Source organism: Paraburkholderia sp. TE9906 (assembly GCF_056279605.1).
The window spans coordinates 258,269-279,511 of record NZ_JBWCCT010000003.1 but is presented as its reverse complement, the minus strand read 5'-3'; the positions used below and the strand labels follow the sequence as shown (position 1 = coordinate 279,511).

Here is a 21,243-nt window from a genome sequence, read left to right as displayed (position 1 = left end):
GTTCTGTAAAAAAGCCGTTCATGGCGACGTGAACGGCTTTTTCGTTTATCGTGTGGTCAGGATGGTTGTTTTCACTATGGAGTCACTGAACCTTCGGAGTCACTGAACTTTTCCCACACGCGGAGGCTTGCAATATTTTCTGCTGGCCTCACCTATCGAACGAACTGATTCCACTCATGGGGAAATGAAATGTCAGGAACCCAACTCCTCCCGCCGGAACGCATTACGCTCCCGCTGCTCCCGCTGCGTGACGTAGTCGTCTTCCCGCACATGGTGATTCCGCTCTTCGTAGGCCGCCCGAAGTCGATCAAGGCTCTCGAAGCAGCGATGGAAGGCGGCAAGCACATCATGCTCGTCGCCCAGAAAACGGCTGCGAAAGATGAGCCGACCGAAAAGGACATGTACGAAGTAGGGTGTGTTGCTAACATCCTGCAGATGCTCAAGCTGCCCGATGGCACCGTGAAGGTGCTCGTCGAAGGCTTGCAGCGCGCGAAAACGCTTTCCATCGAAGAGCAGGAAACGCAGTTCTCGTGCGAAGTCATGCCGCTCGAACCCGACCACGCCGACAGCGCTGAAACCGAAGCGTTGCGCCGCGCGATCGTGTCGCAGTTCGACCAGTATGTGAAGCTGAACAAGAAGATCCCGCCGGAGATCCTGACATCGCTGTCGGGTATCGACGAAGCCGGGCGTCTGGCCGACACGATCGCGGCGCATCTGCCGCTCAAGCTCGACCAGAAGCAGCACATCCTCGAAATGTTCCCGGTGATCGAGCGACTCGAGCATCTGCTCGCGCAACTCGAAGCCGAGATCGACATCCTGCAGGTCGAAAAGCGCATCCGTGGGCGTGTGAAGCGCCAGATGGAGAAGAGCCAGCGCGAGTACTACCTGAACGAACAGGTCAAGGCGATCCAGAAGGAACTCGGCGAAGGCGAAGAAGGTGCAGACCTCGAAGAGCTCGAGAAGCGCATCACGGCTGCCCGCATGCCGAAGGAAGCGAAGAAGAAGGCCGACGCCGAGCTGAAGAAGCTCAAGCTGATGTCACCGATGTCGGCGGAAGCGACGGTCGTGCGCAACTATATCGACACGCTGATCGGCTTGCCGTGGCGCAAGAAGAGCAAGGTCAACAATGACCTCTCGAATGCGGAGCGCGTGCTCGACGAAGACCACTTCGGTCTCGAGAAGGTGAAGGAACGCATTCTCGAGTATCTCGCGGTCCAGCAACGTGTCGACAAGGTCAAAGCGCCGATCCTGTGCCTCGTTGGGCCTCCGGGTGTCGGTAAGACGTCGCTGGGTCAGTCGATCGCTCGCGCCACGAACCGCAAGTTCGTGCGCATGGCGCTCGGCGGCGTGCGCGACGAAGCCGAGATTCGCGGTCACCGTCGTACGTACATCGGTTCGATGCCCGGCAAGATTCTGCAAAGTCTGACCAAAGTCGGCGTGCGCAATCCGCTCTTCCTGCTCGACGAAGTCGACAAGATGGGTCAGGATTTTCGCGGCGATCCGTCGTCGGCGTTGCTCGAAGTGCTCGATCCGGAACAGAACCACACGTTCGCCGATCACTACGTCGAAGTCGACTTCGATCTGTCGGATGTGATGTTCGTGGCGACGTCGAACTCGCTGAACATTCCGCCGCCGCTGCTCGACCGGATGGAAGTGATCCGCTTGTCGGGCTACACGGAAGACGAGAAAGTCAGCATCGCGCAGCGTTATCTGTTGCCGAAGCAGAAGAAGAACAACGGCCTCAAGGATGGCGAGGTCGATGTGACGGAAACCGCGATCCGCGACATCATTCGTTACTACACGCGTGAAGCGGGTGTGCGTTCGCTCGAGCGTGAAATTTCGAAGATCTGCCGCAAGGTCGTGAAGATGCTTCTGCTGAAGAAGGCGGAAGGTGCGGTGAAGGTCGACGGCAGCAATCTCGACACTTTCCTTGGCGTGCGCAAGTACGACTTCGGTCTGGCTGCGAAGGAAAATCAGGTTGGCCAGGTCACGGGCCTTGCGTGGACGGAAGTGGGCGGCGATCTGCTGACCATCGAAGCCGCGGTGATGCCGGGCAAGGGCAATGTGATTCGCACGGGTTCGCTCGGCGACGTGATGAAGGAATCCGTCGAAGCGGCGCGCTCGGTCGTGCGTTCGCGTTCGCGTCGTCTGGGTGTCAAGGACGAAGCGTTCGAGAAGCAGGACATTCACATCCACGTGCCGGAAGGGGCGACGCCGAAAGACGGTCCTTCGGCCGGTATCGCGATGACGACCGCGCTGGTGTCGGTATTGACCGGTATTCCGGTACGTGCCGACGTCGCGATGACGGGCGAAATCACGTTGCGTGGCGAAGTCCTGCCGATCGGCGGTCTGAAGGAAAAGCTGCTGGCGGCGCATCGCGGCGGCATCAAGCTGGTGCTGATTCCGGAAGAAAACGTCAAGGACTTGACGGAGATTCCGGACAACGTGAAGAACGCGATCGAAATCGTGCCGGTCCGTTGGATCGACAAGGTGCTCGAACTGGCGCTCGAACGTGTGCCGCAAGCATTGCCGGAAGAAGAGCCGAAGCCTGCTGCGCCTGTCGCGGCCGAGCCGGGCAAAGACGCGGCATCAGAGGTTGTGAAGCACTAAAGCATTCAGAAGCGAAGCTGCTTGCTGAACAGAAACCCGCGGTTACGGCCGCGGGTTTTTTATTGCCCGCGCGATTTTGCAATGCGTTCGTGGGTCACGTTTTCCCACCTTGTGAGCATCGCACGAAGTGCTCCGGGTGACAGATTGCCTGCGCGGTGACGGCCGACAAGATTTGCTTATAAAAATCCCCTTAAAACGCGTCGAATCAGGCTCAACCCCGCTTGACACAAGGGTTTCGGCCAATTCTAATGAGGCGGCCCGGCGTTGCCCGCCGGCCGCGTGATGCCAGGTGCGACAGAGCACCGTCACGATTGTCATAAACATTCTCGGGGGTTGGAATGAACAAGACGGAATTGATCGATCACATTTCACAGCAGGCCGACATTTCGAAGGCTGCGGCAGGCCGTGCACTCGATGCAGTGATCGGTGGCGTCAAAGCTACACTGAAGACAGGCGGTTCGGTGACTCTGGTCGGCTTCGGCACGTTTGCGGTCGGCAAGCGCACCGCGCGTACGGGCCGCAATCCGCGCACCGGCGCCGCGATTAAAATCAAGGCGGCAAAGGTCCCTAAATTTAGGCCTGGCAAAGCTCTGAAGGATGCGCTAAACTAATGGGCTTGCTGCTTGAGAAGCAGGCGGCAGCAACGAAGCACACTGAATCACGAAACGGGTGCTTAGCTCAGTTGGTAGAGCGGCGCCCTTACAAGGCGTAGGTCGGGAGTTCGAGCCTCTCAGCACCCACCAGTTTCAGATTCGGCTCAAGTGTTTCAATGCAGCAAAGCGCAGTATAAGGAGTGGTAGTTCAGTCGGTTAGAATACCGGCCTGTCACGCCGGGGGTCGCGGGTTCGAGTCCCGTCCACTCCGCCAGTATCCACGAAAGGCGAACTCCGGTTCGCCTTTTTTATTGCCCGCTGTTGTAAGATCGGGCGTTCTGTTTTTGGCACTCCTTTCGCATGCTCGATTTTTTCCGCAATCACAAACGCCTGATGATGTTCATGCTCATCCTCGTCATTGTGCCGGGGTTGGGTTTTGTGGGTATTCAGGGCTTCCGCGGCTTTTTTGACGAAAGTGCAAACGTCGCGAGCGTCAACGGTCACAAGATCACCCGCGCAGAGTACGACGACGCGACGCGTCAGCAACTCGACCGCGCCCGTCAGATGCTCGGCGCGCAGTTCGACATGAAGTCGTTCGATACGCCGGAGCGCCGTCGCCAGATGCTCGACGGTCTGATCGAGCAGCGCGTGCTGGCCGATGAGACGCAGCGCCTGCATTTGACCGCATCCGACGACGCAGTGCGCCGCGTGCTGCTCAACGATCCGGTGATTTCGTCGCTCAAGAATCCTGACGGTTCGATCGATGTCGACCGTTACAAGCAGTTGCTCGCGATGCAGGGCATGACGCCCGATCAATACGACGAACGTGTGCGCTACGGCCTCGCGATGCAGCAGTTGCCGGCGAGCATTCAAGGCAGCGCGTTCACGTCGAAGACGCTCGCGCAGCATCTGACCGAGCTTGCCGAACAGCAGCGTGAAGTGCAGGGCATCGCGTTCCATCCGCGTGACTATGCGGCAAAGGTGCAGCCCACCGACGCGCAACTGCAGGCCTACTACGACGCGCATCGCAACGACTTCGCGACGCCGGCCACCGCGACGATCCAGTACCTGGTGATGTCGCCGGCAAGCCTGGGCGCGTCCCTCCAGCCGAGCGACGCCGATCTGAAGAAGTACTACGATGACAACGTCGCGCACTTCCGCACCGAAGGCGAAGTGCGTGCGAGCCACATTCTGATCTCGGCGCCGAAAGACGCGAGCACGGCCGACAAGGCGAAGGCGAAGCAGAAGGCCGAAGCGTTGCTCGCGCAGATCAAGGCGCATCCGGACCAGTTCGCGCAGATCGCGCAGGCGAATTCGCAGGACCCGGGTTCGGCGTCGAAAGGTGGTGATCTGGGTTACTTCAGCCGCGGCATGATCGCCGGTGGCCAGGCGTTCGACGACGCCGTGTTCGCGCTGAAGAAGGACGAAGTCAGCGGCATCGTGCAGACCGACTTCGGCTTTCACATCGTCAAGGTGACGGACGTGAAGCCGGCGGTCACGAAGCCGTTCGACGAAGTGAAAGATCAGATCGCGAAGGATCTGAAGACGCAGTTGGCAAGCAAGGCCTTCAGCGATGCTTCGGAAGGCTTCACGTCGCTCGTGTATGAAAAGGCAAAGAGCCTGCAGCCGGCCGCCGACAAGTACAAGCTGCAACTGCAGACCGCGACGGTGACGCCGCAACCGGATCCGAAGCTGCCGCCCGACAGCCCGCTGAACAATGCGAAGTTCCTCACCGCAGTGTTCGCGAACGACGCGGCGGTCCAGCGTAACAACACGCAGGCAATCGACGTCGGCGGCAATACGCTGATCGCTGCGCGCGTCACCGACTACAAGCCGGCGGCCGTGCCGGCGTTCGACGCCGTCAAGGATGCCGTGCGTCAGAAGGTGATCGCGGTGCAGTCGAACGAAGCCGCGCATAAGGACGGCGCGGCGAAGCTGGCTGAGTTCGAGAAGTCGAAATCCACCGCTGGTTTCTCGTCGACGCTGAAGGTCTCGCGCAACGATGCGCAAGGCGTGCCGCCGGCCGCATTGAGCGCAATCTACAAGGCGGATGCGCAAAAATTGCCAGCTTACGTCGGTGTGGACCTCGGTGACGACGGCTATGCGATCTATCGCGTGAATGCTGTAGCGGCGGGTGCACCGATCGATCCGCAGCGTTTGGCCGCCGCGCAGCAGCAGATTGCGCAGGTCGATGCGCAGTCTGAAGCCGAGGCCTATGTCGAGGCACTGCGGGCCCGCTCGAAGGTGAAGTTCTACGGCTCGCTCGACAGCAGCAACGCCCAGCAGAGCGACGAGTAAGCCTGAAAAGCCATACAGCTTGCGCGCGGAACACGGCGCGCAAATAGAAAAAGCCCCGCAATTGCGGGGCTTTTTCATTTGACGGGCACGATGCCCATCACACCGTAAGTAGCGGCGCGTTAGAGGCAACCGCTGATCGCACCCGTGGCCTGACTGCCCGCAGCGTTGCCGCGGAAGCCGACCCACGTACCCGGGCCGCTGTACGACGGACGTACCACGGCGGCTGCGCCGTTAGGCGGCTGTTGACCGGGAACATAGACGTCCATCGCCTGATCGTTCGCCAGCGTGTTTTGCGAAACGACCTGCTGCTGCGAGGCGTCGGCCCACTTCTGCGCGATGCAACTGGCCACGGCCTTCGGCGGTTGCTGGCTTTGACCGACGGATTGAACGCCAGCAGGCGGTTGAGCGGCGCAGGCAGAGATTGCCACGGTCAAAGCGATTAACGGTAAGTATTTCACGTTATCTCCTCAGAGGCGCTCAGATTCGAGCTGGATTACACGGGATACGAAAGTGTCTGAGCGACCTTTACCGATCCGTGTTCCCAAAGTTCTAGAAACAAGTTGTTAGCCAGCTTGTCAGCGCGGCGAACTTGTGCGAAGAAGTGGCTTAACAGTCGGCCACACGTTGTTCAGTAGCACTGGCTGTGCCTGCTGCGTCGGATGAATCTGATCCGCCTGGAACATCTCGGGCTTGTCGGCAATGCCTGCGAGCAGGAAAGGCACCAGCGGCACGCGCAATTGCTTCGACAGCTCACCATATAGTCCATGGAACTTTTGCGTGTAGTCCGGGCCGTAATTGGGCGGGACATACATGCCCACCAGCACCACTTTCGCATGGCCCTGCTGAGCCTGTTCGATGATCGTGCGCAGGTTGTCTTCGGTGGTGGAGAGCGGCACGCCGCGCAACGCGTCGTTGGCGCCGAGTTCGACGATCACGATGCTCGGCTTCAAACGCTGCATCAGCGCCGGCAAGCGGGCCCGCCCGCCGCTCGTGGTGTCGCCGCTAATGCTCGCATTGGCGACGCTATAATCGATTCGCTCGTCGGTGAGGCGCTGGCGCATCAATGCAACCCAGCCGGTGTCGCGGGGCAAGCCGTACTCGGCGGAGATGCTGTCGCCGAGCACGACGATCACCGGTCTGGCCGGGTCCGGCGCGTTGGCGGCGTGAACCGGCAGGGGCATCGAAAACAGGGTGGCGGCCACGACGGCCGAGCCGAATGCCGTAGTCAGCGCCGTGGCGCGCGGGGCGATGGCGAGCACTTTCAACCTACGCTTCACCATGCTAAACAAAACTGATCCAGTCATTGAAGTGCGGGGTTTGTGCAAGAAAGTTAAGGATGCAACGGGCGAACTGACGATTCTCGACGACATCGATCTTGCTATCGCTGCCGGCAGCAGTGTAGCGATCGTCGGTGCATCCGGATCGGGCAAGTCTACGCTGCTCGGCTTGCTCGCGGGATTGGACAGCGCGAGTTCGGGCTCGGTTCGGTTGCTGGGCCGCGAGCTCACCGAATTGACCGAAGACGAACGGGCCGCGTTGCGCAGCGGCTCGGTCGGCTTCGTGTTCCAGTCGTTTCAACTGATGCCGCATTTGACGGCGCTCGAGAACGTCACGTTGCCGCTCGAACTGCAGGGCGGCATCGGCACACGCGAGGCCGCGGCGCGGGCGCGTGGTCTGCTGGAGCAGGTGGGACTCGGGCAGCGCACCGGTCATTATCCGAAGCTTCTGTCGGGTGGCGAGCAGCAGCGCGTCGCGTTGGCGCGGGCGTTCGTCACGCATCCCGCCATCCTGTTCGCCGACGAGCCGACAGGCAGTCTTGACGCCGCGACCGGCCATGCGGTGATCGATCTGATGTTCGAGATGAACCGCGCGAATGGCGCCACACTGATTCTCGTCACGCACGACGTCGAGCTGGCGCGACGTTGCGATACGACTGTGACGATCGAAGCAGGGCGGCTTGCGTGAACGAGTACGCTCGCGAGTGTGGATGATCCAGGCGCGCGCTTCGATATAAAAGCAGAAGCGGGCCGCAATGGCCCGCTTTTTTTCATTGCGGCTTTTGGCGGGCAGCCGAGCGCGATAGAGCAACATGCGGCCAATATGCGGCCAACCTGTAGAAGCACCCAATCGCGCTCAACGAGCTACTTACCGACGCGCGCATCGAAGCAATCACCGAATGACTCCCCCGAGCACGCGCCGCTCCAACTCACCGCTCACCGCTTCAAGGCAGCCCGCGCCCGCGCGATCAACGCCGACGTCGACGAGTCATGCTTCTTCTCATCCACGCTCGCCGCGGTCAGATCGGCCTCGACCACCTTGCCGAGAATCTTGCCCAGTTCGACGCCCCATTGATCGAACGGATTGATGTTCCACACCGACGCCTGCACCAGCACCTTGTGCTCGTACAGCGCGATCAACGCGCCGAGCGAACGCGCGGTGAGCGCGTCGACGAGCAACGTAGCGGTCGGCCGGTTGCCTGGAAACACCAGGTGCGGCGCGAGTTCCGGCTTGTCCGGGCCGGCCACTTTCCTCGCTTCTTCCAGCGTGCGGCCGAGCATCAGCGCCTCGCTCTGCGCAAAGCAGTTGGCAAGCAGCTTCGGGTGATGGCTCGCGAGCGGATGCTCCGGCGTCAGCACCGCGATGAAGTCGATCGGGACGATGGTCGGCCCTTGATGCAGCATCTGGAAGAACGCATGCTGGCCATTCGTACCCGGTTCGCCCCACGTCACGGCGGAAGTCGGGTAGTCGACCATTGCGCCATCGAGCCGCGCGGACTTGCCGTTGCTCTCCATCTCCAGTTGCTGCAAATACGACGGCAGGAAATGCAGCGCTTCCGAATACGGCGCGACCAGATAGCTTTGCGAGCCGAAGAAGTTGCGATACCAGATGCCGATCATGCCGAGCAGCACCGGGAGGTTCTTTTCGAGCGGCGCGTCGCGGAAATGCTGGTCCATCTCGTTGGCACCGGCGAGCAGTTCGCCGAACTGCTGCGGGCCGACCGCGATCATGATCGACAGACCCACCGCCGACCACAGCGAATAACGTCCGCCGACCCAGTCCCACATCTCGAACACGTTCTCTTTCGCGATGCCGAACTTGACCACTTCCGCGGGGTTCGCCGACACGCCGACGAAGTGTTTCGCGAGCGCGCTTTCCGGGCAGCCTTTCTCGACGAACCAGTCGCGCAGCGAGCGCGCGTTGGTCATGGTTTCGAGCGTCGTGAAGGTCTTCGAGACGATGATGGCGAGCGTCTCTTCGGGATCGATCTGCTGCATCACGTTGTACAGATCCGCGCCGTCGACGTTCGACACGAAGTGCGTGGTGATCTCCGGCGAAGCGAGATGATGCAGCGCGTGCACGACCATCTTCGGCCCGAGGTCCGAGCCGCCGATGCCGATGTTCACGACATAGCGAATCCGCTTGCCGGTGTAGCCGGTCCATGCGCCGCTGCGCACCTGGTCGGCGAACGCGGCCATTTTGGCGCGCTCGGCCTGGACTTCGGCGAAGAACGGCGCTTTTGGATCGGTGGCGCGCAACGCGGTGTGCAGCGCGGCGCGGCCTTCGGTCGGATTGACCACGTCGCCCGCGAACATCGCGTCGCGGCGCTTTTCGACGCCGGCTTCGCGGGCGAGTTGCACGAGCAGTTGCAGGGTGTCGGTGGTGATGCGGTGCTTCGAGAAATCGGCCGCGAGACCGCCGCCTGCGAACGTGAAGCGTTCGGCTCGGGTAGGGGCAGGGTCGTTCTCGGGGGCGAACCAGTCGCGCATGTGTGCATCGCGAATCTTCTCGTAATGCGTTTGCAGCGAGGACCAGGAGGGGAGCGAGTTCTGGGTCATAGCGTCCGTCTAACCAAGGGGCACGAAGAAAGGCGCGCGCATGAAGCGCTGCCGAGGATGATGCAACGATGCTGTTAGAGCGATGCCACCCGCCCGGGTTCGTCCACGGGTGCCGGCGAAGCCTCGACGAGCCGTCAAACAACGCGGGCCCAGCCGTTGAAGTTTCGCCGCCACCCGCGATCGACCCGACGCGCGGCGCAGTTAATCAGTATAGCGGCGTTGCGTGACAGGCTGCATCGGTTTGGCATTGCCGCGCACAAGTTGGGACGCCGCGTTTCGCGAGTTCACATATCGGCAGGCGGATAGAACAGACGGTTGAGCAACGTGCGCACCATCGGCGCGAGTTCACCCGCCGTCAAGCCGGCCGGCCCGTGGCCTTGCGCGCTGAGCGTGTCGGCGGCGAGGCCGTGCAGGTAGACGCCCGCCAGCGCCGCTTCGTAGCGCGGCAGATGCTGCGCGAGCAGCGCGCCGATGATGCCGCCGAGCACGTCGCCGGTGCCGCCCGTCGCGAGCGCGGCGTTGCCCGTCGGGTTGATCGCGAGGCGGCCGTCCGGTGCGGCAATGATCGTGCCGATGCCTTTCAGCACCACGACGCTCGCGAAGCGCGCGGCCAGCGCACGTGCGGCGCCGAGCCGGTCGCGTTGCACACCTGGCGCGTCGCTGCCGAGCAGACGCGCCGCTTCCAGCGGATGCGGCGTGAGGATGCATGGGTCGCCTTGCACGCCGCGCGCGGTCACTTCGGCGGCGAGCGCGGGATCTTTGGCGATCAGGTTCAGTGCGTCCGCATCGAACAGCTTCGGCACGTCGAGCTGCAGCACGTCGTGCATCACCTGCGTCGCGCGCTCGCGATGCCCCATGCCGCAGCCGACGGCGAGCGCATCCATCTTGTCGAGCGGCAGATCGTCGAGCGCATGCAGCATGAGTTCGGGATGCGGCGGATCGTAGGGCGGGGCGCCTGCGCCGAGCAGCGCGACGTGCACCTTGCCCGCGCCGCTGTAGAGCGCCGCGCGCGCCGCGAGGATCGGGGCGCCGCACATGCCGGTGTCGCCGCCGACCACCGCGAGGCTGCCGAAAGTGCCCTTGTTGGTGGCGAAATCGCGCGGCGGCAGGAACGCGCCGAACAGCTCGGGCGCGCTCAGTTGCACGGCCGTGCGCTCGAGGCTGTCGACGCCGATCGGCGCGAGCGTCACGGCCCCGGCAAGGTCGCGGCCTTGCGCGGTGAACAGGCCCGGCTTCGCGGCAATGAAGGTAATCGTGTGGGTGGCGTGGACGGCGGCGCCGTCCTTGCCATCGGCGACGACCGTGCCGGTGTCGCTGTCGAGGCCGCTGGGGATGTCCAGCGCGAGCACGCCGCCTTTCCTCGGGCGGGCCTTCGCGCGTTGCGACAATTGCCGGGCGACGCTCGCGAACACGCCGTCGAGTGGCCGCGTGAGGCCAATGCCGAACATGCCGTCCACGAGCCAGCGATAGCCGTCGAGCGAAGCGGGCGGCGCCGTCGAGATCGGCACGCCGGCGGCGCGAGCCGTGGCGAGCGCCCAGCGGGCGTCGTCCGGTTTCACTTCGACCGGCATGCATACCTCCACCGCGATGCCGGCCTCGTGCAGCGCGGTCGCGAGGACCAGCGCGTCGCCGCCGTTGTTGCCTGGGCCGGCGATCAGCCAGACGCGCTGCTTCGATTTTTCGATCGACGTGTCGCGGGTGATCTGCTCGCGCAGGAAGCTCGCGGCCGACTGGCCGGCGCGCGCCATCAGCGTGTGCGCCGGCAGCCCCGCGGCGGCCTGCGCTTCCGCGACCCGCAGATCGGTCAGCGTCAGCAGGGGCAGCGCGCGCTGGTGTGGGGTGATGAGCGTCGGCGGCGTGTTTTCGGCGTCTGTCATGGCGAAACCCGGCGTGGCTTGCGCCGCCGGGCGGGAAAACCAGGGAATCGCTATGTTAGTGCCGATACGCGCGCCGCGCGCGGCCCGACCTGCAATAACGGGCCCGCTCGCGAGCGGGCCTGACATCGCAGATCGAAAGCAGGGGATTTACTGGAAGCGGTCGGCGCGCAGCGCGGCCAGCGTGTCGGCGGAAAGCTCCGGCGTCTGGCCCGACAGCAGGTCGGCGACCAGTTTGCCCGCTCCGCATGCGAGTCCCCAGCCCGACGGGCCGTGGCCGACATTGACGAACAGACGCGGGTGCAGCGCGTTGCCGATCACCGGCAAGCCATCCGGCGACAGCAGTTTGACGCCTTCCCACGGCAGGGCCGCCGAAATGCGCGCGGCGCCGGGAATCCAGTCGTGGGTCGCCTGGCCGAGCAGCGCCAGCGCTTCCTTGGTCACGGCTTCGCCGAGCGGCTTGTCGATCTGGCCGGCGGCTTGCAGCACCGCGCCCCCGGCGATGCGCAGCCGGTGATTCATGCGGCTGATGCCGATCCGCTTGACCGCGTCGACGATCGCCACGTGCGGCGCGCATTCCTCGTGCGCGATCGGCGCCACCAGCGTGTGCAGCCGCAGCGGATGCAACGGCAGCCGCAGGCCGAGGCGCTCGAGCAGCGCGAGGCTGCCGTAACCGGCGGCTACCACGACCGCGTCGGCATGAATCACGTCGACTTCGCGCGAACGCGGGGCCGTACCCGCGCGCGGCGCCAGTTCCACCGCGGCGCGCTGGCCCTCGAGACGGATTGCCGAAACTTCGCAGCCGTGCATGAACTGCACGCCGCCTTGCGCGTCGAGGGTCTGCTTGAGGAGCTTGGTGAACAGCGGGCTGTTGGCCGTGCGCTCCTGATCGAACAGCACGCCGCCTGCGAATTCCGGCTCCGTGCGCACGGAGTGCTCGTAGGCGGCGCATTCGTCCGGCGTCAGCACGTGGTGCGGCACCTCGTACTGGCGCAGCAGGTCGAGCGCGGGCTGGGTCTGCTCCCATTCGTGCTCGCTGCGCACCAGATGAAGCAGTCCGCTCGCCTGTTCGAATTCGAGCCCGAAGCGCGCTTCGACGTCCGCGAGCGCGTCGCGCGACGCCTCGATCAGCGGCCGCAGCCGCCCGAACTGGCGGGCGAACGCCTCCGGCTCCTGCAATGCGCCGAGCTGCTTGACGAACTGACGCGCCGCGCCGTTGAAGCCGATCTTGTTGACGACGCCGTTTTTCGCGTTCTGACGGCTCGCGAGAAAGGTCGGGCCGAACCAGACGTCGAGCGGGGTCGGCAGAACGGTGCCGCCGTGCCCGTAGGTCGCGCCCTGCGCGACGGTGGCGTGGCGCTCGACGACACACACGCGGTGGCCGGCCGCGCGCAGGTAATAAGCGGTGGCGACGCCCGCTATCCCGCCGCCAATGACGATGACATCCATGTTTTGATTCGAATTGCCGAAGGGGGCGCCGAAGCGGCGCATTCCCGTTGAGCGTGGCATGCGGCGCGGCCCGGCATGGCTCGGGCGGCTCGCGCCGATCTGGTGAAAGGGCGAATGATAGCAGTCAAAGCACCGCTGCGGCCACGCGCAGCGCATCGCGCGCGCGGACCGAAAGCGCACCGCGAAGCCCGCTGGAAGCCCGTTCCCGGGGTATAATCCCGGACTTCCTTTCCGCCTCACGTCGCCTGCATGCGCGGCTTCTCGGCATCATTGAGCGACGCAACGTCAAGTCCATGGCCCACTTCTCGTGTTTCCCCGGCGCTTCGGCCCTTTCCGATTTCCGTCAAACCCGCCTGCTCGAAACGCTCACGCGCATCGACCCGAATATCACCGGCGTGCGCGGGCAGTATCTGCATTTCGTCAATGCCCAGACCCCTCTGTCCGCTGAAGACAGCGCGAAAGTCGACGCGCTGATGCACTACGGCGATCCGCTCGAAGAAAGCAAGGAGCGCGGCGCCGTCGAAACCTTCCTCGTGGTGCCGCGTTTCGGCACGGTGTCGCCGTGGGCCAGCAAGGCCACCGACATCGCCCACCTGTGCGGCCTCACGCAGGTGCGCCGCATCGAGCGCGGTGTCGAGTACACGGTCACGCTGAAAAGCGGCCTGCTGGGCGGCAAGAAAGCGCTCTCCGACGAAGCGCGCGCGGCCGTCGCCGCGGCGCTGCACGACCGCATGACCGAGAGCGTGTCGAGCTCGCGCGAGCACGCGCTGCATCTGTTCGACGAACTGCCGGCCAAGCCGCTGCAAACCGTCGACGTGCTCGGCCACGGCCGTGGCGCGCTGGAAGCGGCGAACACGGAACTGGGCCTCGCGCTCGCCGACGACGAAATCGATTATCTCGTCGACGCGTTCACGAAGCTCGGCCGTAACCCGACCGACGTCGAACTGATGATGTTCGCGCAGGCCAACAGCGAACACTGCCGCCACAAGATTTTCAACGCGGACTGGACCATCGACGGCGAGAAGCAGGACATCTCGCTGTTCAACATGATCCGCAACACCGAGAAGCTGAACCCGCAAGGCACGATCGTCGCGTATTCGGACAACTCGGCGATCATGGCGGGCGGCATGGCCGAGCGCTGGTTCCCGCGCACGCCGGCCGACCTCGGCGCGAACGGATTGCCGGAGCACTATCGTCGCAGCGTCGAACTCACGCACACGCTGATGAAGGTGGAGACGCACAATCACCCGACCGCGATCTCGCCGTTCCCGGGCGCCGCGACCGGCGCGGGCGGTGAAATCCGCGATGAAGGCGCGACCGGCCGCGGCGCGCGTCCGAAGGCGGGTCTGGCGGGCTTCACGGTGTCGAACCTGGCCTTGCCGGACGGCGTCGAGGCATGGGAAAACGCACGCGACGCCGCGCAGCCGCTCGCGCACCGCAATCCGGACGACCAGCACGAAGCGTATGGCCGCCCCGACCGCATCGCGTCGCCGCTGCAGATCATGATCGACGGCCCGCTCGGCGGCGCCGCGTTCAACAACGAGTTCGGCCGGCCGAACCTCGGCGGTTATTTCCGCGCTTATGAGCAGAACGTCGCGGGTCTGGTGCGCGGCTATCACAAGCCCATCATGATCGCCGGCGGCATCGGCAATATCTCGGACCAGCACACGCACAAGCACGATCTGCCGGAAGGGTCGCTGCTGATCCAGATCGGCGGCCCGGGCATGCGCATCGGCATGGGCGGCGGCGCCGCCAGCTCGATGGCGACCGGCACCAACACCGCCGAACTCGACTTCGACTCGGTGCAGCGCGGCAACCCGGAAATCGAACGCCGTGCGCAGGAAGTGATCAACGCGTGCTGGCAGCTTGGCGACAAGAATCCGATCCTGAGCATTCACGACGTCGGCGCGGGCGGTTTGTCGAACGCGTTCCCGGAAGTGGTGGACGGCGCGGGCAAGGGTGCGCTGTTCGAACTGCGCAAGATCCAGCTGGAAGAAAGCGGTTTGTCGCCGCGCGAAATCTGGTCGAACGAAGCGCAAGAACGCTACGTGCTGGCGATCGCGCCGGCCGATCTGCCGGCCTTCGAAGCAATGTGCCAGCGCGAGCGCTGCCCGTTCGCGGTGATCGGCACGGCCACCGCCGAACGTCAGCTGAAGCTGATCGACGCCGAACTGAACGACGCCGCCGCGCACCAGCCGGTCGACATGCCGATGGAAGTATTGCTCGGCAAGGCGCCGCGCATGCACCGCGACGTCAAACGCGTCGAGCAGAAGCTCGAACCGGTCGATGTCACCGGCATCGCGTTGCCGGATGTGGCGGCCAGCGTGCTGCGTCATCCGACGGTCGCGAGCAAGTCGTTCCTGATCACGATCGGCGACCGCTCGGTGGGCGGCACGACCGCGCGCGATCAGATGGTCGGCCCGTGGCAGGTGCCGGTGGCCGACGTCGCGATCACGACGATGGACTATGCGGGCTTTAGCGGCGAAGCGATGACGATGGCCGAGCGCACGCCGCTCGCCGTCATCAATGCGCCCGCGTCGGGCCGTATGGCGGTCGGCGAGGCGATCACCAACATCGTGGCGGCGCCGATCGCGTCGCTCGACAAGCTGAAGCTGTCGGCGAACTGGATGGCCGCGTGCGGCGCGCCGGGCGAAGACGCCGCGCTCTACGACACGGTCAAGGCGATCGGCATGGAACTGTGCCCCGCGCTCGGCATCAGCATTCCGGTCGGCAAGGATTCGCTGTCGATGCGCACGAAGTGGGAAGACCGCGGTGTCGCGAAGGAAGTGGTCGCGCCGGTCTCGCTGATCATCTCGGCGTTCGCGCCGGTCGCAGACGTGCGCAAGCACCTCACGCCGCAACTGCGCCGCATCAGCGATGCAGGCGACTCCGTGCTGATCGCGATCGACCTCGGCCGCGGCAAGCATCGCCTCGGCGGCAGTATCCTCGCGCAAGTGACGCAGCAGGTCGGCGACACGGTGCCGGACGTCGACGACCCGGAAGACCTGAAGCGCTTCTTCAACGTGATTCAGGCACTGAACGGCGACGGCAAACTGCTCGCTTACCACGACCGTTCGGACGGCGGCCTGTGGGCGACGGTCTGCGAAATGGCGTTTGCGGGTCACGTCGGCGTGTCGCTGAATGTGGACATGCTCGTGCTCGATCCGCATCACGAATCCGATTACGGCGACGCGAAAGACTGGGCGAAACAGACCAGCGGCCGTCGTGAAGACCGCACGATTCGCGCGCTCTTCAACGAAGAACTCGGCGGCGTGATCCAGGTGCGTGCGGCGGACCGCGACGCGGTGCTCGGCGCGTTGCGCGAGCACGGCCTGTCGGCGTGCTCGCATGTGATCGGCAAGCTCAACGAGCGCGACGCGATCGAAATCTACCGCGACGCGAAGAAGATCTACGAAGCATCGCGCACCGAACTGCATCGCACGTGGAGCGAAGTGAGCTGGCGCATCGCTCGTCTGCGCGACAACCCGGCTTGCGCCGATGCCGAATACGACGCGCTGCTGGACGCGGCCGATCCGGGCATCACGCCGGTGCTGAGCTTCGATCCGGCTGAAGATGTCGCTGCGCCTTTCGTGGGCAAGAGCGCGCGTCCGCGTGTTGCGATCCTGCGCGAGCAGGGCGTCAACTCGCACCTCGAAACGGCCTATGCGTTCGACCGCGCCGGCTTCGACGCGCACGACGTACACATGAGCGATCTGCTCGCGGGCCGCGCGAACCTGGCGGACTTCGCCGGCGCGGTGGCGTGCGGCGGCTTCTCGTACGGCGATACGCTCGGCGCCGGCGAAGGCTGGGCGAAAGCGATCCGCTTCAACGCGCAACTGGCCGACATGTTCGCCGCGTTCTTCGGCCGCGAAGACACGTTCGCGCTCGGCATCTGCAACGGCTGTCAGATGATGAGCAGCCTTGCGTCGATGATCCCCGGCGCCGAAGCGTGGCCGAAGTTCACGCGCAACAAGTCGGAGAAATTCGAAGCGCGCTTCTCGCTGGTCGAAGTCCAGGCTTCGCCGTCGATCTTTTTCGCCGGCATGGAAGGCTCGCGCATTCCGGTGGCGGTTGCGCACGGCGAAGGCTACGCGGATTTCTCGCAGCAGGGCGATGCATCGAAGGTGGCGGTGGCGATGCGTTATGTCGATCACCGTGGTCAGGCGACCGAGCAATATCCGTTCAATCCGAACGGTTCGCCGGACGGCATCACGTCGGTCACGACCGCGGATGGCCGCTTCACCGTGCTGATGCCGCACACCGAGCGCGTGCATCGTGCCGTGCAGATGAGCTGGCATCCGGAAGGCTGGGGCGAGAACGGCACGGACGCGAGCCCGTGGCTGCGCGTGTTCCAGAACGCGCGTCGCTGGCTGGGTTGATTGGGGCAGGGCCGCCGCTTCGGGCGGCGGCCTTGTTGTGCCTTACCCCCGCAGCAAACAAAAAAAGCCGCCCAACAGGCGGCTTTTTTGCATTCAAACTTCAAACGAAGAAGCGGTGACTCGACAACCCGTTACTGAATCTTCGCGTTCTTGCGCAAACCTTCTTCGAACGCTTGCAGCTTTTCCTGCTGGATCTGCTGGACGATCTGCGCACGCACCTGCTCCAGCGGCGGCGGCGTGATAGCACGCACGTCGTCGACACGGATGATGTGCCAGCCGAATTGCGTGCGCACCGGCGTGTCGGTCATCTGGCCTTTCTGCAGATGCGTGGCCGCTGCCGCGAATTCAGGCACGTAGGCCTTCGGATCCGACCAGTCGAGGTCGCCGCCGTTCTTGCCCGATCCCGGGTCCTTCGAGTATTGCTTTGCGAGTTCTTCGAAGCTTGCGCCGCCCTTGATCTTCGCGATCAGGTCCTTCGCCTGCTGCTCGTTGTCGACGAGGATGTGGTGCAGGTGATATTCCTTGCCGCCCGCATCCTTGATCAGCGCGTTGTAGCGCGCGGTGACTTCGGCGTCGGTCGGCTGGTTGTTCTTCACGAAGTCTTCGATCAGCGCGCGCAGCACGACGGTCTGTTGCGCGACGGCGATTTGCGCCTTGACGTCCGGACGATTCGGCAGGCCGCGGCGCAGCGCTTCCTGCATCAGGATTTCGCGGTTCACCAGCTCTTCACGCACGGCCATTTGCAGTTGCGGCGTGTTTTGCTGGCCTTGATGAACCAGTTGATCGATCAGCGCATCGGCGCGCGCTTTCGGAATCGGCGTGCCGTTGACGACAGCGATGTTCTGTGCAAATGCAGGTGCGGCTGCAAATGCAGCCAGCAATACCCAAAGGCGGGTTTTCTTCAAGGTCATCGGAAGTTCCTAGCGGGGCAACAAAGCAAATTCTTCGGGCGTATACGCCGTGATGGCAAGGGCATGAATGCCGCGCTGCATGGCATCGGCCAGCGCATCATACACCATGCGATGCCGCGCCACGCGGGCCTTGCCGGCAAATGCGGCCGCCACGATCGTGACACTGAAATGACCGCCGGCGGATGCGCCGGCGTGGCCCGCGTGCTGCGCGCTGTCGTCGGTGATGCGGATCGATTCGACCGGCGCGAGCGCGGCCGTGAGGCGCGCTTCGATCAGCGCGGCGCGCTCGGCGGTGGTGGCGTGCATGAACACATCGCTCGTCATGTCATTCTTCCTTCATGTACTTCGACAGCCACAAACTCTGCCCGACGATGAACACCAGCAGGCAGCCGGTTGCGCCGAACAGCTTGAAATTGACCCATTGGTCGGTCGTGTAGTGATACGCGACGAACAGATTGACGAGTCCGAGCAGCACGAAGAACACCGCCCAGATGATGTTCAGCTTGCCCCAGATCGCGTGGGGCAGCGTGATCTGCTTGCCCATCATCGCCTCGATCAGGTTCTTGTTGAAGCCCAGTTGCGAGACGATCAGCGCGACGGAAAACGCCCAGTACAGCACGGTCGGCTTCCACTTGATGAAGGTGTCGTTGTGCAGCACGAGCGTGGCGCCGCCGAATACGGTGACGACGCCGAGGCTCACCCACAACATCGGATCGACCTTGCGGTGGCGGAAGGCCACCCACGCGATCTGCACCAGCGTGGCGACGATCGCCACTGCCGTCGCCGTGAAAATGCCCCAGATCTTGAAGGCGACGAAGAACAGGATGATCGGGAACAGATCGAACAGGAATTTCATTATCTGGTCGGCAATACGGAGAGTGAGTCTAAGGTGAGAGCGCGGCGAAGCGCCCGGTGGTGTGTAAGCGGCCGGAAAGCCGCCGCGCCAATTTGCCATGGGCGTCATGGCAAGCTGGCTGACAGGCGGCTTCTTGCCAGGCCGTAAGCGGCAGACCCGCAGCGCCAAGGTGGCGGTGCGCGGGCCGGAGCCGATCAACGGCCTCGCGCAGGCGGCTCGAATCCTGCCGGCCACGCCGGCCGGCAACGCACCAGACTCCGCGCCGCTGCGCTTTACTTGGGCTCGAATTGTAACGCAGCCGAATTGATGCAGTAGCGCAGACCCGTCGGCGCGGGGCCGTCTTCGAACACGTGGCCCAGATGCGCGCCGCAGTTCTTGCATTGCACCTCAATGCGCAGCATGCCGTGCGAGCGGTCGGTCTTCTCGGCGATCACCTCGCCGTTGATCGGCTTGAAGTAGCTCGGCCAGCCGCAGCCGGCGTCGAACTTGGTGTCCGATTCGAACAGCGGCGTACCGCAGCACACGCAATCGTAGATGCCGCGATCCCAGTGATCGTGATAGCGGCCCGTAAAGGGGCGCTCGGTGGCCGCGTGGCGCGTCACCTGATATTCGATGTCGGAGAGCTGCTGGCGCCACTCGGCGTCGTCTTTCTGCACGGCGGGCACGTCGGTGTGGAGGTCGTCGGGCTGGTTCATGGTCGGGTTCCTGTCTCGGGCTTGTTTTGGGGATGCACGGTGAAGGCGAACGGTTTCGGTCCGGTCTGGTGCGTCACGAGGAGCAGCTCACTTCCAGCGAGCTCGCCCAGTCCGGCGGCAAGCCCGCATACGCTTCGTGCTCGGGCTGTTCGTCGAACGGGCGGCGCAGCACCGCCGCCAGACGCTCCACTTCGGAAAAATCTTTCTCTTTCGCGCGGCGGATCGCCGTTTCCGCCAGGTGATTGCGAAGTACGAATTTGGGGTTCACACGGTTCATTGCAATGGCGCGCGCGGCGTCGTCGCGTGTTTCATGGGACAGCCGCGCGCGATAGTCGTTCGCCCACGCGTCGAACGCGGCGCGATCGAGAAACAGGTCGCGTACCGGCGCGTCGCCGCTCGCGTCGTGTTTCGACACGCGCGCGAGATGGCGGAAGGTCAGCGTGAAATCGGCGCGGTTCGCGTGCATGACTTCGAACAGACGATTGACCAGCGTGTCGTCGCCGTCGCGCTCGATGTCGAGGCCCAGCTTCGCGCGCATACGCCGCTCCAGCGCCGGTGCGAAGCGCTCCTTGAAACCGCCGAGCACTCGCTGCGCGTCTTCGATCGCCTTGTCGCCGCGCACGCTTTCGTCGTGCTGTTCGCCGAGCAGAGGCAGCAAACCTTGCGCGAGGCAGAACAGGTTCCAGTAGGCGATTTGCGGCTGCATTTTGTACGCGTAACGGCCTTGCGTATCGGAATGATTGCAGATGTAGCCGGCGTCGAAGCCGTCCATGAAACCGAACGGGCCGTAGTCGATCGTCAGGCCGAGGATCGACATGTTGTCCGTGTTCATCACGCCGTGACAGAAGCCGACCGCCTGCCACTCGACCATCAGGTCGGCGGAGGAGAGCACCGCTTCGTTGAGCAGCGCGAGATAGGGATCGTCGGCGTCGCGGCAATGCGGATAGAAACGCTCGATCACGTGATCGGCGAGCGCGCGCAGCGCGTCGGTGCGATCGTTCGAATAGAAATGCTCGAAGTGGCCGAAGCGCACGAAGCTCGGTGCGACGCGCGTGACCACCGCGGCGGTTTCGACGCTCTCGCGCCGCACCGGCTGATCGGAGCCGATCACGCACAGCGCGCGCGTGGTCGGAATGCCGAGGTGATGCATCGCTTCCGAACACAGATACTCGCGGATCGACGAACGCAACACGGCGCGGCCGTCGCCCATGCGTGAATAGGGCGTGCGTCCCGCGCCCTTCAACTGCAATTCGAAGCGCTGGCCGTCGTGTTCGATTTCGCCGAGACCCAGCGCGCGGCCGTCGCCGAGCTGGCCCGCCCACACGCCGAACTGATGCCCCGAATACACCGAGGCATAAGGCAGCGTATCGGCCGGCCACTCGCGCGTGACGTTGCCGGAGAACAGCTCGACGAAGCCCGGATCGTTCTGAAGGTCGGGCGCGAGACCGAGCAGCGCGGCGGTCTCGCCGGAGAAGCCGACCATGTACGGCGCGTTGAGCGGCGCGGCGGGCAGACGCGTCAGGAACGTGCTGCCGAGCCGCGCGAACGCGCTTTCGGGGGAGCTGAGAAGAGCGTTGGAAAAAGCCGTTAAAGCTTCGGATAACCCTGCAATGCTTGGGGAAAACGACATATTGAGCGCCTCTGGATTAACCGATATTGTAAGTCCGCGCCCGCGGAGCTGCTGGCCGGCTGTTGAACGATGCTGCATCCATCTTTCGCCGGTCGTGCGGATTTGCCGGCGG

15 protein-coding genes and 2 tRNA genes are annotated in these 21,243 nt (G+C 64.0%); 7 read left to right on the top strand and 10 right to left on the bottom strand.

What is annotated here, in order from left to right; all coding sequences use genetic code 11:
* Nucleotides 1-189: 189 nt before the first annotated feature.
* The 5 genes from lon (at nt 190) to ACZ9H4_RS09010 (ending at nt 5,501) form a co-directional block, all read left to right on the top strand.
* Complete coding sequence (lon, locus tag ACZ9H4_RS09030; protein ID WP_408142393.1) at nt 190-2,610, top strand: endopeptidase La; 2,421 nt, start codon at nt 190-192, stop codon at nt 2,608-2,610.
* A 338-nt stretch (nt 2,611-2,948) separates the two neighbouring features.
* Entirely contained in the window at nt 2,949-3,221 is a 273-nt protein-coding gene (locus ACZ9H4_RS09025) for an HU family DNA-binding protein (protein ID WP_408142391.1), read from the top strand.
* A gap of 56 nt (nt 3,222-3,277) precedes the next feature.
* Nucleotides 3,278-3,353: transfer RNA gene (locus ACZ9H4_RS09020), tRNA-Val, on the top strand.
* A 47-nt stretch (nt 3,354-3,400) separates the two neighbouring features.
* Nucleotides 3,401-3,477, top strand: a tRNA-Asp gene (locus ACZ9H4_RS09015).
* 86 nt (nt 3,478-3,563) lie between these two features.
* The gene (locus ACZ9H4_RS09010) at nt 3,564-5,501 is read left to right on the top strand and encodes a SurA N-terminal domain-containing protein (RefSeq protein WP_408142389.1); all 1,938 of its coding nucleotides are present in this window, start codon (nt 3,564-3,566) and stop codon (nt 5,499-5,501) included.
* Between the two features lie 119 nt (nt 5,502-5,620).
* Here ACZ9H4_RS09010 and ACZ9H4_RS09005 read toward each other — a convergent pair whose 3' ends face one another.
* Nucleotides 5,621-5,959: a hypothetical protein gene (locus tag ACZ9H4_RS09005; protein ID WP_408152593.1), complete on the bottom strand. Its 339-nt coding sequence runs from the start codon at nt 5,957-5,959 to the stop codon at nt 5,621-5,623.
* A gap of 117 nt (nt 5,960-6,076) precedes the next feature.
* On the bottom strand, nt 6,077-6,781 hold the full coding sequence (locus ACZ9H4_RS09000; RefSeq protein ID WP_476118837.1) for an arylesterase: 705 nt from the start codon (nt 6,779-6,781) through the stop codon (nt 6,077-6,079).
* Here ACZ9H4_RS09000 and ACZ9H4_RS08995 point away from each other — a divergent pair.
* On the top strand, nt 6,780-7,466 hold the full coding sequence (locus ACZ9H4_RS08995) for an ABC transporter ATP-binding protein (RefSeq protein ID WP_476118836.1): 687 nt from the start codon (nt 6,780-6,782) through the stop codon (nt 7,464-7,466). The two genes, ACZ9H4_RS09000 and ACZ9H4_RS08995, sit on opposite strands and share 2 nt — an antisense overlap.
* Nucleotides 7,467-7,714: 248 nt before the next feature.
* Here ACZ9H4_RS08995 and pgi read toward each other — a convergent pair whose 3' ends face one another.
* From pgi to ACZ9H4_RS08980, 3 genes are all read right to left on the bottom strand, one after another.
* The gene (gene pgi, locus ACZ9H4_RS08990) at nt 7,715-9,337 is read right to left on the bottom strand and encodes a glucose-6-phosphate isomerase (RefSeq protein ID WP_476118835.1); all 1,623 of its coding nucleotides are present in this window, start codon (nt 9,335-9,337) and stop codon (nt 7,715-7,717) included.
* Between the two features lie 284 nt (nt 9,338-9,621).
* Nucleotides 9,622-11,214, bottom strand: a complete 1,593-nt coding sequence (locus ACZ9H4_RS08985; RefSeq protein WP_476118834.1) for an NAD(P)H-hydrate dehydratase — start codon at nt 11,212-11,214, stop codon at nt 9,622-9,624.
* A gap of 147 nt (nt 11,215-11,361) precedes the next feature.
* Nucleotides 11,362-12,660, bottom strand: coding sequence for an FAD-dependent oxidoreductase (locus tag ACZ9H4_RS08980; protein ID WP_476118832.1), 1,299 nt, complete (start codon nt 12,658-12,660; stop codon nt 11,362-11,364).
* A gap of 293 nt (nt 12,661-12,953) precedes the next feature.
* Between ACZ9H4_RS08980 and purL the strand changes: the two genes are divergently transcribed.
* Nucleotides 12,954-17,039, top strand: a complete 4,086-nt coding sequence (purL, locus tag ACZ9H4_RS08975) for a phosphoribosylformylglycinamidine synthase (protein ID WP_476118831.1) — start codon at nt 12,954-12,956, stop codon at nt 17,037-17,039.
* 131 nt (nt 17,040-17,170) lie between these two features.
* Here the strand turns inward: purL and ACZ9H4_RS08970 are convergent, their stop codons facing one another.
* From ACZ9H4_RS08970 to ACZ9H4_RS08950, 5 genes are all read right to left on the bottom strand, one after another.
* Nucleotides 17,171-17,950 carry a peptidylprolyl isomerase gene (locus tag ACZ9H4_RS08970; RefSeq protein ID WP_408142374.1) on the bottom strand — a complete coding sequence of 260 codons (780 nt, stop codon included), beginning with the start codon at nt 17,948-17,950 and terminating at the stop codon, nt 17,171-17,173.
* 9 nt (nt 17,951-17,959) lie between these two features.
* Nucleotides 17,960-18,274 carry a BolA family protein gene (locus tag ACZ9H4_RS08965; RefSeq protein WP_121318239.1) on the bottom strand — a complete coding sequence of 105 codons (315 nt, stop codon included), beginning with the start codon at nt 18,272-18,274 and terminating at the stop codon, nt 17,960-17,962.
* 1 nt (nt 18,275) lies between these two features.
* Nucleotides 18,276-18,806 (bottom strand): septation protein A, encoded by a 531-nt coding sequence (locus tag ACZ9H4_RS08960; protein ID WP_121318237.1) that lies wholly within the window; start codon nt 18,804-18,806, stop codon nt 18,276-18,278.
* A 272-nt stretch (nt 18,807-19,078) separates the two neighbouring features.
* On the bottom strand, nt 19,079-19,501 hold the full coding sequence (msrB, locus tag ACZ9H4_RS08955; RefSeq protein ID WP_408324340.1) for a peptide-methionine (R)-S-oxide reductase MsrB: 423 nt from the start codon (nt 19,499-19,501) through the stop codon (nt 19,079-19,081).
* Between the two features lie 73 nt (nt 19,502-19,574).
* Nucleotides 19,575-21,131: a protein adenylyltransferase SelO gene (locus tag ACZ9H4_RS08950; RefSeq protein WP_408142370.1), complete on the bottom strand. Its 1,557-nt coding sequence runs from the start codon at nt 21,129-21,131 to the stop codon at nt 19,575-19,577.
* Nucleotides 21,132-21,243: the final 112 nt, after the last annotated feature.